General features: G+C 66.1%; 13 protein-coding genes. 10 read left to right on the plus strand and 3 right to left on the minus strand.

Annotated features, from left to right (window positions below; translation table 11 throughout):
• Positions 1-29 precede the first annotated feature (29 nt).
• The 3 genes from bktB (at position 30) to G3N98_RS16780 (ending at position 4,377) form a co-directional block, all read left to right on the plus strand.
• A complete protein-coding gene (gene bktB, locus G3N98_RS16770; protein WP_089429494.1) occupies positions 30-1,223 on the plus strand; it encodes a beta-ketothiolase BktB in 1,194 nt (397 codons plus the stop codon).
• Between the two features lie 38 nt (positions 1,224-1,261).
• Positions 1,262-2,116 carry a 3-hydroxybutyryl-CoA dehydrogenase gene (locus G3N98_RS16775; RefSeq protein ID WP_089429495.1) on the plus strand — a complete coding sequence of 285 codons (855 nt, stop codon included), beginning with the start codon at positions 1,262-1,264 and terminating at the stop codon, positions 2,114-2,116.
• Between the two features lie 317 nt (positions 2,117-2,433).
• The gene (locus G3N98_RS16780) at positions 2,434-4,377 is read left to right on the plus strand and encodes a collagenase (RefSeq protein ID WP_206148713.1); all 1,944 of its coding nucleotides are present in this window, start codon (positions 2,434-2,436) and stop codon (positions 4,375-4,377) included.
• Between the two features lie 137 nt (positions 4,378-4,514).
• Here G3N98_RS16780 and G3N98_RS16785 read toward each other — a convergent pair whose 3' ends face one another.
• Positions 4,515-5,426 carry a LysR family transcriptional regulator gene (locus tag G3N98_RS16785; RefSeq protein WP_175237773.1) on the minus strand — a complete coding sequence of 304 codons (912 nt, stop codon included), beginning with the start codon at positions 5,424-5,426 and terminating at the stop codon, positions 4,515-4,517.
• A 183-nt stretch (positions 5,427-5,609) separates the two neighbouring features.
• Between G3N98_RS16785 and G3N98_RS16790 the strand changes: the two genes are divergently transcribed.
• From G3N98_RS16790 to G3N98_RS16800, 3 genes are read left to right on the plus strand one after another with little or no spacing between them, the layout of a single operon-like run.
• Complete coding sequence (locus G3N98_RS16790) at positions 5,610-9,056, plus strand: molybdopterin-dependent oxidoreductase (RefSeq protein ID WP_206148714.1); 3,447 nt, start codon at positions 5,610-5,612, stop codon at positions 9,054-9,056.
• Positions 9,057-9,079: 23 nt separating this feature from the next.
• Positions 9,080-10,015 carry an ornithine cyclodeaminase family protein gene (locus tag G3N98_RS16795; RefSeq protein ID WP_206148732.1) on the plus strand — a complete coding sequence of 312 codons (936 nt, stop codon included), beginning with the start codon at positions 9,080-9,082 and terminating at the stop codon, positions 10,013-10,015.
• A gap of 25 nt (positions 10,016-10,040) precedes the next feature.
• Positions 10,041-11,492, plus strand: coding sequence for a TIGR00366 family protein (locus G3N98_RS16800; protein WP_175237775.1), 1,452 nt, complete (start codon positions 10,041-10,043; stop codon positions 11,490-11,492).
• Positions 11,493-11,582: 90 nt separating this feature from the next.
• On the opposite strand, the gene G3N98_RS16805 is transcribed toward G3N98_RS16800, so the two are convergent.
• Positions 11,583-12,254 (minus strand): TetR family transcriptional regulator, encoded by a 672-nt coding sequence (locus G3N98_RS16805; RefSeq protein ID WP_206148715.1) that lies wholly within the window; start codon positions 12,252-12,254, stop codon positions 11,583-11,585.
• A 94-nt stretch (positions 12,255-12,348) separates the two neighbouring features.
• On the opposite strand from G3N98_RS16805, the gene G3N98_RS16810 reads away from it, so the two are divergent.
• Together G3N98_RS16810 and G3N98_RS16815 are read left to right on the plus strand one after the other, a co-directional pair.
• Positions 12,349-13,179, plus strand: coding sequence for an NmrA family transcriptional regulator (locus G3N98_RS16810; protein ID WP_206148716.1), 831 nt, complete (start codon positions 12,349-12,351; stop codon positions 13,177-13,179).
• Positions 13,176-13,661 (plus strand): anthrone oxygenase family protein, encoded by a 486-nt coding sequence (locus tag G3N98_RS16815; RefSeq protein WP_206148717.1) that lies wholly within the window; start codon positions 13,176-13,178, stop codon positions 13,659-13,661. The genes G3N98_RS16810 and G3N98_RS16815 overlap by 4 nt, the downstream gene beginning before the upstream one ends.
• Before the next feature lie 75 nt (positions 13,662-13,736).
• Here G3N98_RS16815 and G3N98_RS16820 read toward each other — a convergent pair whose 3' ends face one another.
• The gene (locus G3N98_RS16820; protein WP_206148718.1) at positions 13,737-14,537 is read right to left on the minus strand and encodes a helix-turn-helix transcriptional regulator; all 801 of its coding nucleotides are present in this window, start codon (positions 14,535-14,537) and stop codon (positions 13,737-13,739) included.
• Positions 14,538-14,626: 89 nt separating this feature from the next.
• Here G3N98_RS16820 and G3N98_RS16825 point away from each other — a divergent pair, with 89 nt between their 5' ends.
• Together G3N98_RS16825 and G3N98_RS16830 are read left to right on the plus strand one after the other, a co-directional pair.
• Entirely contained in the window at positions 14,627-15,535 is a 909-nt protein-coding gene (locus G3N98_RS16825; protein WP_206148719.1) for a DMT family transporter, read from the plus strand.
• Positions 15,532-16,509, plus strand: coding sequence for an ATP-binding protein (locus G3N98_RS16830; RefSeq protein WP_206148720.1), 978 nt, complete (start codon positions 15,532-15,534; stop codon positions 16,507-16,509). The genes G3N98_RS16825 and G3N98_RS16830 overlap by 4 nt, the downstream gene beginning before the upstream one ends.
• Positions 16,510-16,512 lie beyond the last annotated feature (3 nt).

Genomic DNA, 16,512 nt, shown 5'->3' on the forward strand with positions numbered 1-16,512 from the left:
CGCGGGCGCGAACGAACCGGAGTGAGACGATGAGCAATGCAGCGAAAGAAGTCGTGGTGGTGAGCGGTGTCCGTACCGCGATCGGTGATTTCGGCGGCAGCCTGAAGGATTTCTCGCCGACCGACCTCGGTGCGAAGGTGGTCGCCGAAGTGCTGTCGCGTGCGAACGTGTCGGGCGACGCAGTCGGGCATGTCGTGTTCGGCCACGTCGTGAACACCGAGCCGAAGGACATGTATCTCGCGCGCGTCGCGGCGATCAATGGCGGCGTGGCGCAGCACACGCCCGCACTGACCGTGAACCGCCTGTGCGGTTCGGGCCTGCAGGCGATCGTGTCGGCCGCGCAGACGATCATGCTCGGCGACGCCGACATCGCGATCGGCGGCGGCTCGGAAAGCATGAGCCGCGCCCCGTACACCGTGCCGGCCGCGCGCTTCGGCCAGCGCATGGGTGACGGCAAGCTCGTCGACATGATGCTCGGCGCGCTGCACGACCCGTTCCAGACGATCCACATGGGCGTGACGGCCGAGAACGTCGCGGCGAAGTACGGCATCTCGCGCGACGCGCAGGATGCGCTGGCGCTCGAATCGCATCGTCGCGCGGCGCGCGCGATCGCGGAAGGGCGCTTCAAGGATCAGATCCTGCCGATCTCGATTCGCACGAAGAAGGGCGAGGTTGCGTTCGACACCGACGAGCACGTGCGCCTCGAAGCCAGCGCGGATGATTTCACGAAGCTGAAGCCGGTGTTCCAGAAGGAGAACGGCACCGTGACGGCCGGCAACGCGTCGGGCATCAACGATGCGGCCGCGGCCGTGCTGATGATGAGCGCGGACGCCGCGCGCGCGCAGGGCGTGAAGCCGCTTGCCCGCCTCGTCGCATATGCGCACGCGGGTGTCGATCCGGCGTACATGGGCATCGGCCCGGTGCCGGCCACGCAGAAGGCGCTCGAACGCGCGGGCCTGAAGATCAGCGATCTCGACGTGATCGAGGCGAACGAGGCGTTCGCGGCCCAGGCATGCGCGGTCACGCAGGAACTCGGCCTCGATCCGGCGAAGGTCAACCCGAACGGCTCGGGCATCTCGCTCGGCCACCCGATCGGTGCGACCGGCGCGCTGATCACGGTCAAGGCGCTGTACGAACTGAAGCGCATCGGCGGGCGTTACGCGCTCGTGACGATGTGTATCGGCGGCGGCCAGGGGATTGCTGCGATCTTCGAGAACATCTGATAATCGAACGCTCAGCACCCGAACACACAGGAAATTTCATGGCCATCGAAATCGTCGGCGTCGTGGGCGCCGGAACCATGGGCAACGGCATTGCGCAGACCGCCGCCGTTGCGGGTCTCAACGTCGTGATGATCGACGTCAGCGACGCGGCGCTCGAGAAGGGCATCGCGACGCTGAAGGGCAGCCTCGAGCGGCTCGTGTCGAAGGACAAGCTCGACGCCGCCACGCGCGATGCGGCGCTCGCGCGCATCACGACGTCGACCGACTACGCGAAGCTCGCAGCGGCCGATATCGTGATCGAAGCCGCGACCGAGAACGTCGAGCTGAAGGGCCGCATCCTGAAGCAGATCGAGGCCGTCGCGCGGCCTGAAGCGATCATCGCGACCAACACGTCGTCGATCTCGATCACCGCGCTCGCGGCGCCGCTCGCCGATCCGGCGCGCTTCGTCGGCATGCACTTCTTCAACCCGGTGCCGCTGATGCCGCTCGTCGAGATCATCCGCGGGCTGCAGACGAGTGACGCGACCGCGTCGGCGGTGCGCGAGCTGACCGAGCGTTTCGACAAGTCGCCGATCGGCGTGCGCAATTCGCCGGGCTTCGTCGTGAACCGGATTCTCGTGCCGATGATCAACGAAGCGTTCTTCGTGCTGGCGGAAGGCATCGCGTCGGCCGAGGAGATCGACGCGGGGATGAAGCTCGGCGCGAACCACCCGATCGGGCCGCTCGCGCTGGCCGACCTCGTCGGCCTCGACGTGTGCCTCGCGGTGATGGACGTGTTCGTGAAGGACTTCGGCGATCCGAAGTATCGTGCATGCCCGCTGCTGCGCGAGATGGTGACGGCCGGCAGGCTCGGGCGGAAGACGGGGCGTGGGGTGTACGACTACAGCAAGTAAGCGGAAGGCTGGAAAGGCTTCAACGCGGGTGGTGAGTCGTGCCGGATGGTGTCGTTCATCCGGTGCGGTTCGCCACCCGCGTTTTTCATTTGGGGAAGTGGCTCGCCGAATCCTGTCCGCAAGGCAGTGAGGCATGCGCGTTGCCGCGCGACCGGAGACAGGCGGACCGTGCCGGCCGGCTGAATTGTTTCTCGAATCGATTTTAATTTTAAAATAGTTTAACTAATTAACCATGATATCTTTCATGTAGATTAAATTGACGTTTCAAGATGTAATGTTATATCGTGATTGCCCAAAAACAACCGAGAGAATATAAAGTGGCAATAAACGAGGGGTTTCAAAAAAAACGCCGCTGGTCGGCCATCGTCGCGTGGTCGGTATTCGCCGGACTGGCCGGCACCGCATCGGCCAATACCGAGCCGGCGCAGCAGACGCAACCCAGGCAGGCGCGCATGCCTCGCGTGCCGCAGAATCTGCCGGTGTCGCCCGAGCAGGCGCAGTTCAACCTGCCGCTCAGCGAACAGGATCGCGCGGCGCTGACCCGGCCCTCGCCGCTCAAGCAGCCGGCCACGCGCAGCAAGCGCAGCACGTCGGGCGCCGATTGCCGCGACATGTCGGTGATGACCCAGTATCGCGGCGCGGCACTCGCCGATTACATCGCGAATCTTCCCGATTACGAATGCCATTACGGCTTGTTCTCGGTCGATAAAGCGCAGGCCACACAGATCTTCAATGCCGAAAACGTGCACGCTGTCGCGGGTCGTTTCGTGCAGGAAATCTATCAATACGATGCGAGCAATTTGATCCTGGTCAATTTGCTGATTTATCTGCGTGCCGCTTATTACCAATATGATGTATCGGGAATTGCAAACCCGATTCCGAATCTCGCGGTGTCGCTGCGCCCGTATATCAAGCAAAGCCTGGAGGGTGATGCGCTCTATCGCGACAATTCGCGTGCGCCGAGCACCGCGAACGAGCTGATGAAGCTCATCACGAACATGCGGGATGAAGCGTACTACCTGCCGACGCTGAAGAACCGCATCGCGTCCTACACCGTGAGCGCGGCGAATCCGCAGGCAGCGGCGCCGCTGCTGCAGCGCAGTGCGGCGGGCGGCTTCACCGGCTTGCTCACGGTGTTCTTCTACGCGCACCAGCGCAGCGGCGCGCAACCGATGCTCGACAGCGATGCGACGCTCCCGGAGACGCTCAACCGCTTCGTCACCGCGAACCGCGCGAGCCTGTCGAACACGAGCGCCGCCTATCAGCTGGCCGACGCGGCGCGCGAAACGTTTCGCTTCCTCCGCTATCCGGCGCAGAAGCCGCGCGTGAAGAAAATGATCCAGGACATGCTCGCGTCGACGAGCATGACGGGCGCGGACAGCGACCTCTGGCTCGCGGCGGCGGAAGCGGTCGACTACGGCGATCCGGGCAACTGCGCGGACTACGGCACCTGCGACTACAAGAAGCGGTTGACCGACGTGGTGCTCTCGCATCGCTACGCATGCAATGCGGGCGTGCGCATTCTCGCGCAGGACATGACGCCGCCGCAGCTGCAGTCGGTCTGCACGGCGGTCGCGCGGCAGGACGACTACTTCCACCGGATGATGAAGACCGGGCGCAAGCCGGTCGCGGGCGATCGCAACGACACGATCGAACTCGTCATTTTCGATGACTACGCGAACTATCGAAAATACGCGTCGGTGATCTACGGCATCAGCACCGACAACGGCGGCATGTACCTCGAGGGCGATCCGTCCGCGCCGGGCAATCAGGCGCGCTTCATCGCGCACGAGGCATCGTGGCTGCGGCCCGAGTTCAAGGTGTGGAATCTCGAGCACGAGTTCACGCACTATCTCGACGGTCGCTACGACATGGCGGGCGACTTCTCGGTGAGCACCGCGAAGCCGACCGTGTGGTGGATCGAAGGTGTCGCCGAGTATCTGTCGAGAAAGAACGACAACCCGGAGTCGATCGACGCGGTGCGCACGGGCGCGTACCGGTTCTCGGACGTGCTCGGCACGCGTTACACGTCGAGCGACTACGTCACGCGCGCGTACCGGTGGGGCTACATGGCGACGCGCTTCATGTTCGAGCGCCATCGCGCGGACGTCGACACGATCGTGTCACGCTTCCGGGTGGGCGATTACGACGGGTACGCAAACCATGTCGCTTACATCGGCAATCGCTACGACACCGAGTTCGCCGACTGGGCGCGCAGCGCGACGACGGCGGGCGAGCCGCCGGTGCCGGCGAAGCGCTGAGCGGCACGGGCCGGCGCCGCGTGATCGGATGCCGGCCTTCGATCGTCACCTCCGCTCTGCCCGGGTGCTCCGCGCCAGCCTGCGCGAACGGTTGCGCTTCCCGGATGTCAGTCACGCGCCGTCGGCATCGCGCGCGTCTATCGCGCGCCTTTCTTCCACGACCGAAACAAATCCAGCAGCGCGCGGCACGGCGTTGACGTTGCACCCCCGCGTCGCCATACCGCACCGACATCCATCGTCGGGACGGTCACACTCAGGTTGCGCCGGCTGATCCGGTTTCCTTCCAGGGACCACGGACGATAGACGAGATCCGACAGGATCGTGACGCCTTGTCCGAGCGCCACGAGGCTTCTGACGGCCTCGATCGATTTGCTCTGCATCCGGACGTTCGGCGTGATGCCGTAGCTTCCCCAGTACTTGCCGACGGTGCGCAGGTGCTCGTCCATGTCCAGGAGCAGGTAGTTTTCGCGCGCGACGTCCTCCAGCGTGACCCGATGCGCGTCCTGCAGCGGATGATCCGGATGGGTCCACAGCCTGCGCGGCGAGCGAAGCATCGTCTCGTATTTCAAGTCGCGAATCTCCGCCGTGTTCGACACGAGGAGCAGTGCGATATCGAGGCGGTCGTCGACGAGCATGTCCTCGATCGCTTCGCGCTCGCTTTCGACGATGCTGACGCTCAGGTTGCCGAACCGTTGGGAAAAGACCGACATCAGCGACGGCATCAGATAAGCCGAGATGGTTTCGGTCACGCCGATACGAACATGCCCCGAGATCTGCTCGGGCTCTTCCTGCGCCGCCACCACGGCGCGATCGATCGACAGGGTCGCGTGTTGCACGTGACGCAGGAATCGCTCGCCGGCCGGTGTCAGCCGCACCCCTCTCGAATGACGCTGAAGCAGCGTGACGCCCACCATCTCCTCGAGATTCTTCAGTGCGATGGTCATCGACGACTGGGACACCGAGCACAGGTTGGCCGACTGCGAAATCTGGCCCGTGTCGGCCACGGAGACGAAATACTCGATCTGGCGAAGCGTGATGTGCGTGCTCACGGGCGAGGCTCCAGGCAATCCGGGCGGCGCCGGAACGGCGCCGCCTCGACGGTCCGAACGGTACACCGGATCGGGTCGCGCGATATTGATTCAATATATATCACGCCATCAAAAGGATGAATTTGTCATGGCCGTTGCCGCTTCATAGCATGGAGTCAAACATGAAGCGGACGACGCGAATCGATGGATACGCAGGAGAAAAAGGGCTATTGCACGTTGTGCCGGTCGCGGTGCGGCACGATCAACGTCGTGCGTGGCGACATGATGATCAAGGTGCGGCCCGACGACACGCACCCGACCGGCCAGGCGATGTGCATGAAGGGGAAAGCCGCACCTGAACTCGTGCATAGCCCGAACCGGGTGCTGTATCCGATGCGGCGGACCCGGCCCAAGGGTGCCGCCGATCCGGGCTGGCAGCGCATCGGCTGGGACGAGGCGCTGTCCGAGATCGCGGAGCGCCTTGCGCATTTCAAGCGCGAGAACGGCGCCGAATCGGTGGCGTTCGGCGTCACGACGCCGAGCGGCACACCCATGAGCGACAGTATCGACTGGGTCGAACGGTTCGCCTGGTTGTTCGGAAGTCCGAACATCTGCTACGCGACCGAGATCTGCAACTGGCACAAGGACAGCGCGCATGTCTTCACGTTCGGCTGCGGCATGCCGACCGCGGATTATCAGCATGCCGATCTCATCGTTCTGTGGGGCAACAATCCCGCCAATACGTGGCTGGCCCAGGCCGATGCGATCGCAAAGGGGCGGCGCCGCGGAGCGAAACTGATCGTCGTCGATCCGCGGCCGACGCCGCTCGCACGCGAGGCGGACCTGTGGCTGCGTGTCAATCCCGGCACCGATGGCGCGCTCGCGATGGCCATCGCGAGGCAGATGATCGCGATCGGCAACGTCGACGAACCCTTCGTCCGGCGATGGACGAACGGCCCGTTGCTGGTGCGTGCCGATACCGGACGGTTTCTGCGCGAACGGGATATCGACCCACGAGCGTCGGGCAACCGATACGCATGCTGGAACCGGACGCTCGATCGGCTCGAACTGGTTGAAGAAAGGGCCGGTACGGCGCTTTCCGATCTGTTGATGACGGGTACACGCCACGTCGGGATCACGGACTCGTCCGGCCGTTGCACGCAAGTGGAATGCACGCCTGCGTTCGACCTCTATTCGCGTGCGCTCGCAGCCTATACGCCGGACCATGCCAGCACGATCACCGGCGTCGATGCCGCCGACATCATGAAGGCCGCGCACATGCTGCATCCCGGGCAGGGCATTGCGTATCACGCGTGGTCCGGCGTGGGGATGCACACCAATGCCACGCAGACGGAGCGCGCCATTGCGACGTTGTATGCGTTGACGGGCGCGTTCGGTACGCGCGGCTCCAATCGGGAATGGGCGAAGCAGCCGGCCAATGCGGTCAGCAGCTACGCGATGCTGAATCCGCAGCAGCGCGCGAAGGCGCTCGGCCTGGCGGAACGGCCGCTTGGTCCGCCGTCGCAGGGTTGGGTGACGGCACGCGACGTCTATCGCGCGATTCTCGACGCCGAGCCCTATCGGGTACGCGCGCTGTTCGCGTTCGGCACGAACATGGTGCTGTCCCAGGCGGACGGCGGCATCGCCCACGATGCGCTGTGCGCGCTCGATTTTCACGTTCACTGCGATCTCTTCGAGACGCCGTCGTCGCGCTACGCGGACATCCTGCTGCCCGTGAACACGCCGTGGGAGCGGGAGGGCCTGCGGCTCGGCTTCGAGATCAACGAACGTGCGGTCGAACTCGTCCAGTTGAGACAGCGCATGGTGTCGCCGCGAGGGGAAAGCCGCGCTGACTACGACATCGTCTTCGATCTGGCCGTTCGGCTCGGCATGAAGGACCGGTTCTTCGGCGGCAGCATCGAGGCGGGATGGAATCATGTGCTCGAGCCGCTCGGGATGGACGTCGCGATGCTGCGCGAACATCCGGAGGGGATATCGCGGCCGTTGACGCAATACGAGCGTCGATACGCTTCGGCGACACCTGACGGCGCGCGCGGTTTCAACACGGAGACGTCGCGGGTCGAACTGTATTCCGAGCAGTTGCATCGTCACGGCTACCCGGCGGTGCCTCGATATGTGCCGCCGCAGCATGGACAGGGGGGGGAGGCGAACGATCGCCGCCGCTTCCCCTGCACGCTGACCTCGATGAAGAACGGCTACTACTGCCACAGTCAGCACCGCGGGCTCCCGAGCCTGCGCCGCCGCGCGCCGTACCCCGTCGCGGAACTCAATGACGCGCTGGCGGCGGAACACGGCATCGTCGACGACGACTGGTTCCTGATCGAAACGGCGAACGGTCAGGCGCGCTTCAAGGCACGCGTCGTGCCGGAGCTTGCGCATGATGTGATCGTGGCCGAATACGGCTGGTGGCAGGCCTGCGACGAGATCGGCATGGATGCGCTCGCCGTGGACGGGCGCAACCACAGCAACTTCAACCGGCTGGTTTCGGCGGCCACGCTCGACCCGGTGAGCGGATCGTCGCCGCTGCGTTCCGTCCGCTGCCGCATCCGCCCGGACCCGTCGATCGATCCGTCGCGCCGTGCGTGGAAAGGGCTGCGGGATTGTGTCGTCTCCGCCATCCACGAGGAAGCGAGCGGCGTGCGAACCGTCACGTTCCGGGCGTCGGATAGTGGGGCGTTGCCGGACTACTTGCCCGGGCAGCACGTGACCGTGCACGTTCCGACGCTGGGCGACGGCGGGACGACACGCGCCTATTCATTGACGGGCGCCGCCTGCGAAGACGATCGCCGGACTTACGCCATTTCGGTGCGTCACCAGAAGGGCAGAACCGGGGAGGGTGTTCCGTTCGAAGGTGCGATGTCCTCCCATATCCATCGATCGCTCGAGGTGGGGGACCCCGTGTTGCTCGGCGCGCCCGCCGGCACCTTCATCGTACCGCCGGCGTCGAAGCAGCCCGTCGTGATGTTCGCGGGCGGCATCGGCATCACGCCGTTCATCTCCTATCTGGAGTCGATCCGGGATCGGGGCGCGCAGGCGCCGGAATCGAAACTCTTCTATGCGAACCTGAACAGCGCGACGCACGCGTTCCGCGCGCGCATCGAGACACTGAAGCAGCGGCTGCCGAAGCTGGAAGTCGTCAACTGCTACAACCAGCCGCACGACGAGGTGCTCGGGCGTGACTATCAGATGAAGGGCTATCTGACGGCGGACGTCGTCAGTGACGACCTGATTCGACGGCGCGCGCGGTTTTACTTGTGCGGCCCGGAACCGATGATGCAGGCGATTACCGCGGGACTGATCGAACGCGGTGTTCCGTCCTTCGACATCTTCAAGGAGGCGTTCAGGTCACCGTCCAGGCCGGCGCCCGACCCGTCGAAGCGATTCGTCGTCCAGTTCACCCGATCGCGTCGCGTGGCCACCTGGACGCCTAGTGACGGCAGCCTGCTGTCGTTCGCGGAGTCGCTCGGGGTCGCCCTGCCGAGCGGCTGCCGTGTCGGGCAGTGCGAGAGCTGCGCGGTCAAGGTCGTATCGGGTGAAGTCGCGCATTTGAGCGGGCACGGGCCCGATGAAGCGGATGTGTGTCTCGCCTGTCAGGCCATTCCGGCAACCGACGTTGCCATCGATGCATGAACCCGCCGAAGGATAAGTTCACCATGAAATATTTTGACGCCGTGTCAACACGTGACGCACTGGATTTTGAATCGCTGGTATCGCGTCTGAGGCAAGCGTTCGTCGACGGTTGTCACGTGCCGCTTCGCCATGCGCATGCGATCAATGCCGGCGGTGAAGACGAGGGCACGGTGCTCATCATGCCGGCGTGGGAAGACACCGGCTATCTGGGCATCAAGACGGTCAACATCTTCCCGGGGAATGCGAGGCACGGCTTGCCCGGGCTGCACTCGACTTACGTGCTCTATGACGGGCGAACGGGACAACCGCTTGCGCAGCTGGACGGGGACGAGATCACGTCGCGACGCACCGCGGCCGCATCGGCCCTGGCCGCGACCTATCTGGCCCGTCCGGATGCGTCGCGTCTCGTCCTGCTGGGCGCCGGACGCGTCGGCAGCCTGGTGCCGCTCGCGTATCGCAGCCAGTTGCCCATTTCGGACATCGAAGTGTGGGACAGGAATCCGCGGGCAGTGGCCGAGCTGGTCGATCGCCTGACCGGGCTCGGCTTCAACGCGGAGCCCGTTACCGATCTCGAGAAAAGCGTTCGGCGCGCGGACATCGTGAGTTGTGCGACGCTCGCGACGGAGCCGATCGTCTCCGGCAAGTGGCTTGCGCCGGGATCGCATCTCGACCTGATCGGCAGTTTCACGCCGCGCATGCGCGAGGCCGACGACGATTGCTTCCGGGATGCGGAGATTTACGTCGATACGGACGAAGCACCACAAAAGTCCGGTGATCTCCTTGGCCCGCTGTCACGCGGGGTCATCGCGATCGGCGACTTGAACCGGACATTGTCGGCATTGTGCAAGGGCGAAGCGAACGGCCGGCAGAACGACAGCGAGAGAACGGTGTTCAAGGCCGTCGGTACCGCGATGGAAGACCTGGCCGCTGCGATCCAGGTCTATGAAAAATCAAACTAGGGTGTTGACGGACAAGGAGACAAGGATGAAAGAGTTGACGGAAGTGCCGCGCGTCGATGCGCCGGCGACGGACCGCGAAGGCGCGTTCGAGCGAATGGCCGCCGGCGTCGCGCGCTGGTCGGAGAAGTGGTTCCCGGACGCCTATATCTTCGCCGCGATCGCCGTGGTCATCGTGGCGTTGGGCGCGCTTGCGATCGGCGCGCCGGTCAGGCAGGTCGGCGTGGCGTTCGGCGACGGCTTCTGGAGCCTCATCCCGTTCACGATGCAGATGGCGATCGTGGCCATTTCGGGTTATGTCGTCGCGGTATCGCCGCCCGCGTCGAAACTGATCGACGCGCTCGCGCGGCTGCCGTCGTCCGGACGGGCGGCCGTGGCGTTCGTCGCGCTCGTCAGCATCGTCGCCTCGTTGTTCAACTGGGCGATCAGCCTGATCTTCAGCGGCCTGCTGGTCCGGGCGCTGGCGCGTCGCGCCGATCTGCGCATGGACTACCGGGCCGCGGGCGCGGCCGCTTATCTCGGCATGGGGGCGACGTGGGCGCTGGGCTTGAGCTCGTCCGCATCGCAACTGCAAGCGAACCCGGACAGCTTGCCGAAGACCCTGCTCGCGATCACCGGCGTCATTCCGTTCGCGGAAACCATCTTCCTGCCGCAGTCGATGCTGATGGCTGCCGTGCTGACGGTCGTTTCGCTGCTGATTGCGTGGCTGTCCGCGCCCGGCGGCACGCGTGCAAAGACGGCGGCGGAGCTCGGGATTCCGCTCGACGAGGCCCACGCCGCGATCCCGCGCCCGAGTCGCCCGGGAGACTGGCTCGAGTACAGCCCGCTCATCACCCTCGCGATCGTTGCGATCGGGACGATCTGGATGGCGCACACGTTCACGACGAAAAATCCGCTGATCGCGATTTCGAACCTGAACACGTACAACTTCCTGTTCCTGATGCTGGGCATGCTGCTGAACTGGCGACCGAGGCGCTTCCTCAATGCCGTCGCGCGTTCCGTGCCGTCGGTGGCAGGTGTGCTGATCCAGTTTCCGCTGTACGGCGGCATCGCCTACATCCTGACCAAGGCGTCGGCGCCTGCCGGACTGCCGCTCTCCGATCATCTCGCGCATTTCTTCGTCGCGCTGTCCTCGCAAGCGTCGTTTCCGGCGGTGATGGGCGTGTACTCGGCCGTCCTCGGATTCTTCGTGCCGTCCGGCGGCGGCAAGTGGATCATCGAGGCGCCCTACGTAATCGAGGCGGCAAAACTGCTGCACGTCCACCTGGGCTGGGCGGTGACGGTCTACAACGCCGCCGAGGCGTTGCCGAACCTGGTCAATCCGTTCTGGATGCTGCCGCTCCTCGGTGTGCTCGGGCTGCGTGCCCGCGACATCGTCGGGTTCACGTTCACGCAGCTGGTGGTGCATCTTCCGCTGGTGATCTTCATGCTCTGGGCGCTTGCGAGCACGCTCAGCTACCATCCGCCCGTCATGCCGTGACGAAGGTCGGGCTTGCTTGCCGCCGGCGGAACGCGCATCCGGCAGGCGCGGGGTGAAGTCGGTGCCGGCCGCGTACTGCGTTGGACACGACTACGCGCCCAGCACCGACAGATCGCGCGGCAGCGCACGCTTGAACATGGCGAGGATCTGCTGCGCCGCCTTCGGCGGCAGTGTGATCGCATGGCGCACGGCCGCCGCGATCTGGATCATCATCAGCTCGGCGAATGTGCTCCGCTGCGCATGCGGAATATCGGGCGCCACTTCGCCCAGCGCATCCGCGAACAACCCCGCCAGAAACTCACCGTCCGCCCGGTCGAGTGCCTGCAGCGCGCGGTCGGCCTGCGTGGCCCGCCAGATGTCGCGCATCAGCGGCTCGTCGACGAACATCCGGTAGTAGCTGTCCGTGATGCGGGCGAGCGTGGCGTGCAGGTCGTCGAGCGTCTTCATCGTCGCGAGGTCGCGTCGCACGCAGACGTGGCCGGCTTCGTTGTAGCGCTCCGCAAGCGTGCCGATCACGGCCGCCTTGTCCGGAAAGTACTGGTACAGCGAGCCGAACGAGATGCCCGTGCGTTCGACGATGTCGCTCATCCGGAACGCATCGCAGCCTTTCTCGATCATCACTTCCGACGCGCACGCGAGGATGCGCTCGAACCGCTCGCGGCTGCGCTGCTGCGTCGGCACCAGCCGCGCGCGCGCCGGCGCATCCGCCGTGTCCGCCGTTGTTGCGGGCCCGTCGTTCTGCCCCGATTTTTGTCGGCCCATGCCGCCTCCAGAAAAACTTGACGTTGCTAATGCGAGAGTCTATCGTGTTTTCGAAACACGAGAAATTCTCGTATTTTAGCCAAAGGAGACGGTCATGTCGGCACTTCCCATCCTCATCGTCGGCGGTTCGGGCAAGACGGGCGCCCGCGTCGATGCCCGGCTGCGTGCGCGCGGCATCGCGACCCGCCCCGTGTCGCGCACGTCGGCCGTCCGCTTCGACTGGACGGCGCCCGACACGTGGCCGGCCGCGCTCGACGGTGTGTCGGCCGCGTACGTGACCTATCAGCCCGACCTGGCCGTCGAAGGCGCGGTGGATGCGATCGCCGCATTCGCGCGGCTTGCGCGGGAGCGCGGTGTCGAGCGGGTCGTGCTGCTGTCCGGGCGCGGCGAGCCCCGCGCGCAGGCCGCCGAGGCCGCGCTGCAGGCGTCGGGCGTGGGTTGGGGCGTGGTGCGCGCGAGCTGGTTCAACCAGAACTTCTCCGAGGGCTACCTGATCGACGGCGTGCTGGCCGGTGAAGTCGCGCTGCCGGCCGGCGCGGTGCGCGAGCCGTTCGTCGACGCGGACGACATCGCGGACGTCGCCGTGGCCGCGCTCACCGATGCGCGCTTCGCGAACCGCGTGATCGAGGTCACGGGGCCGCGCGCGCTGACGTTTGCCGAAGCGGTCGGCGAAATCGCACGAGCCGCCGGCCGGCCGGTCGTCTATCGCGAGATTCCGGCCGATGCGTTCGTCGCCGGATTGCGCGAGGCGGGCGTGCCGGAGCCGGTCGTCGCGCTGCTCGACGACCTGTTCGGCGTGGTGCTCGACGGGCGCAACAGCGCGGTGATGCACGGTATCGAAGCGACGCTCGGGCGGCCGGCGCGCGATTTCGCCGACTATGCGCGCGCGACGGCCGCCACCGGCGTGTGGAGCGCACGATCATGATCGCGTTCGCGACCGCCGCGTTGCTGTGGGGCTCGGCCATCGGCTGCGGGCTGATGGCCGGCGTGTATTTCGCGTTCTCGACGTTCGTGATGACGTCGCTCGGACGGATCGCGCCGCAGGCCGGCGTGGCCGCGATGAACGCGATCAACGTCGATATCGTGCGCTCGCCGTTCATGCCGCTGTTCCTCGTCACGACGCTGATGGCCCTCGCACTGGTCGTGCTCGCGCTGTTCGATCGCGAACAGCCGGGCGCGATGCTGACGGTCGCGGGCGGTGTGCTGTACGTGTTCGGGATGTTCGCGGTGACGATGGCCGTCAACGTGCCGCTCAACGATGCGCTCGCCGCGGCCGATCCGTCCACCGCGCAGGGCGCGGCGCTGTGGACGCGCTACGTGCACGACTGGACGATGTGGAATCACGTGCGCATGGTGGCGTCGGCAGCCGCGTGCGTGTGCTTCATCGCGGGGATTGCGGCGCGGTAGCGGCGCGCTTCATGCGGTGGGCGCGGCCTGTGCGGGCAACCGGCATTCGTCGAGCGCGCCGCACAAGAACCCGCCCTACGCATAAAACGCCGACGGCGACACGCCGAAATGCCGCTTGAACATCGCGGAGAACGCGCTCTGGCTGCTGTAGCCGTGATCCATCGCGACGGTCAGCACCTTCTCGCCGTGCGCGAGGCGCTTGAGCGCGAGCAGCAGCCGCGCCTGTTCGCGCCAGCGGCGGAAGCTGAGCCCCGTCTCGCGCCGGAATGCGCGATGGAGCGTGCGGACCGACAGCCCGAGCCGGTCGGCCCATTCGGCGATCGTGCGCAGGTCGTCGGGCGTGGCGACGAGCGCGTCGCAGATCGTGCGCAGGCGCGGGTCGTGCGGCCACGGCAGGTACAGCGGCAGCAGCGGCGCGACCGTCACCTCGGCGAGCAGCAGGTGCATCAGGTGGTCGTGGCGCGAGCCCGGCGCATAGTCGAGCGGCACGTCCACCGCGGCGAGGATCAGCTCGCGCAGCAGCGGATGCACTTCCACGACGCAGCTCCGCGCGGGCAGGTGCTCGACCGCGCCCGGCTCGACGAACACGGTGCGCATCTGCACGTCGCCGCTCATCTGCACCGTGTGGTCGAGACCGGCTTCGAGCCACACGCCGCGCGTCGGCGGCACGACCCACGACGCGCCTTCGGACTGCACGTGCATCACGCCCTCGATCGCATAGAGCAGCTGCGCGCGGCGATGCCGGTGCGGCGCGATCGACGTGCCGTGCGCGTACGTCGCCGCCATCGCCGAGACGGGCATCGGCGTCGATTCGAAGCGCAGGTGGGCACCGGGCGGGGTGGACTCGAGTGTCCGATTGGCGACAAGTCGTGACATTTTGGCGTGAGACAGGCAGGTGGACGGGCGGGCACGATGGCGTTCCCATCCACGCCAACCCCTGCCAGGATATTAATCCGTCGAATGCGATGAACAAGTCTCCTTTTCTGTTTCCCTTCTGCGCGATCGCGCTGTGGGCCGGCAACGTGGTCGTGTCGAAGCTGTCGGCGTCGACGATCGACCCGTCGGCGATCACCTTCTACCGGCTGCTGCTCGCCGTCGCGCTGATGAGCGTGTTCACGCTGCGCTCCGCGTGGCGCAATCGCGCGGCGCTCGTCGCGCACCTGCCGCAGCTCGCGGTGCTCGGCTTTCTCGCGATGGCGCTGTTCCAGAGCCTGTCCTACGAGGCCGCGAAAACGACCGGCGCGACCAACATGGCGATCATCACGGCGCTCGTGCCGCTGATGACGATGGCGCTCAGCTCGCTGCTGCTCGGTGATCCGCCCAGCGTCGGCATGATCGGCGGCGGGGTGCTGTCGCTCGCGGGCGTCGTCTACCTGATTGCCGAAGGGCACCCGACGACGATCGCCGCGCGCGGCGTGCATACGGGCGACCTGCTGATGCTGGCCGCGTCGGCCGCCTATGCGCTGTATGGCGTATTGCTCAAGCGCTGGCGCATCGGTGCGCTGCCGGCGTGGCAGTCGACCTACGTGCAGGCGCTTGCCGCGCTCGTCTTCATGGTGCCGATGCTGCTGCGCTTGCCCGCGCAGGCGGCGTGGCCGACGCGTGCGAGCGTGCCGCTGATCCTGTATGCCGGCGTGCTGGCGTCGGTGGTGCTGCCGTATCTGTGGATGCAGGGCGTGCGTCTGCTCGGCCCGAGCCGTTGCGCGATGTTCATGAACCTGCTGCCGGTGATGACGGCCGGCGGCGCGATCGTGCTGCTCGGCGAATCGCTGAAGCTGTATCACTTGATCGGCGGCGGCGTGGCGCTCGTCGGCGTGGCGATCGCGCAGCGGTTTCCGTTCCAGGCGAGCGCTTCGCAAGGGATGCGGCAATGAGCGGCGATCGCGACATGCAGCACCTGATGGACGCGCTGCCGGACCCGCGTGCATTCGTGGAGGGCCCGGCGCTCGCGCACCAGCTCGAACGGATCGCAGCCGCGCTCGAAGCGCTGGCAGGCAGCGGCCAGCCGGCGCCCGTCGACTTCGACGCGGCCGTTGCATTCCGCTGGCGCGGCTTCGACGGCGGGCCGCGAGCGGCGCCGCTCGAACCGGTCGCGTCACCCGCGCTCATCGCGTTCGATGCGCTGCGCAACGTCGAGCGGCAGGTGGCGATCGTCGAACGGAACACGCGGCAGTTCGTGCGCGGCTTCGCGGCCAATCACGTGCTGTTGACCGGCGCGCGCGGCACCGGGAAGTCGTCGATCGTGAAGGCGTGCCTGCATGCGTTCGCGCCGCAGGGGCTGCGGCTGATCGAGGTCGGCAAGGAGCAGTTGAGCGACCTGCCGGCGATCGTCGAGCTGGTGCGGGCGCGGCCGGAACGATACATCGTGTTCTGCGACGACTTGTCGTTCGAGGCGGGCGAGACCGGCTACAAGGAGCTGAAGACGGTGCTCGACGGCTCGGTCGCGAGCGACCTGTCGAACGTGCTGGTGTACGCGACGTCCAATCGCCGCCACCTGATGCCCGAGCAGGCGAGCGACAACGCGAACGTGTCGCGCGCGGAGAACGGCGAGCTGCATCCGGGCGACGCGGTGGAGGAGAAGATTTCGTTGTCCGAGCGATTCGGGATCTGGGTGACGTTTTACGGGTTCACGCAGGACGCGTATCTGACGGTGGTCGACAGCCGGCTGAGCGAAGCCGGGTTCGACACGGAGCAGATTCGCGCGGCGCGCGAACCGGCGCTGCAGTGGGCGCTGGAACGCGGTGCGCGGTCGGGGCGGATTGCCGTGCAGTTCGTGCGGGATTACATCGGGCGGATGGCGGAAGAGAGTGACGTGGATGAAAGCGCACGCGTGTTGCGAGCGGGTTGAGTG

Origin of the sequence: Burkholderia sp. Tr-20390 (assembly GCF_017104595.1) — a bacterium.
Taxonomy (GTDB): Bacteria; Pseudomonadota; Gammaproteobacteria; order Burkholderiales; family Burkholderiaceae; genus Burkholderia.

What these genes read in the sequence shown, in the direction of transcription:
- G3N98_RS16830 (WP_206148720.1), top strand. Translation starts at nt 15,532, where the DNA reads ATGAGCGGCGATCGCGACATGCAGCACCTGATGGACGCGCTGCCGGAC.
- G3N98_RS16775 (WP_089429495.1), top strand. Translation starts at nt 1,262, where the DNA reads ATGGCCATCGAAATCGTCGGCGTCGTGGGCGCCGGAACCATGGGCAAC.
- G3N98_RS16790 (WP_206148714.1), top strand. Translation starts at nt 5,610, where the DNA reads ATGGATACGCAGGAGAAAAAGGGCTATTGCACGTTGTGCCGGTCGCGG.
- G3N98_RS16795 (WP_206148732.1), top strand. Translation starts at nt 9,080, where the DNA reads ATGAAATATTTTGACGCCGTGTCAACACGTGACGCACTGGATTTTGAA.
- G3N98_RS16815 (WP_206148717.1), top strand. Translation starts at nt 13,176, where the DNA reads ATGATCGCGTTCGCGACCGCCGCGTTGCTGTGGGGCTCGGCCATCGGC.
- G3N98_RS16825 (WP_206148719.1), top strand. Translation starts at nt 14,627, where the DNA reads ATGAACAAGTCTCCTTTTCTGTTTCCCTTCTGCGCGATCGCGCTGTGG.
- bktB (WP_089429494.1), top strand. Translation starts at nt 30, where the DNA reads ATGAGCAATGCAGCGAAAGAAGTCGTGGTGGTGAGCGGTGTCCGTACC.
- G3N98_RS16820 (WP_206148718.1), bottom strand. Translation starts at nt 14,537, where the DNA reads ATGTCACGACTTGTCGCCAATCGGACACTCGAGTCCACCCCGCCCGGT.
- G3N98_RS16800 (WP_175237775.1), top strand. Translation starts at nt 10,041, where the DNA reads ATGAAAGAGTTGACGGAAGTGCCGCGCGTCGATGCGCCGGCGACGGAC.
- G3N98_RS16810 (WP_206148716.1), top strand. Translation starts at nt 12,349, where the DNA reads ATGTCGGCACTTCCCATCCTCATCGTCGGCGGTTCGGGCAAGACGGGC.
- G3N98_RS16805 (WP_206148715.1), bottom strand. Translation starts at nt 12,254, where the DNA reads ATGGGCCGACAAAAATCGGGGCAGAACGACGGGCCCGCAACAACGGCG.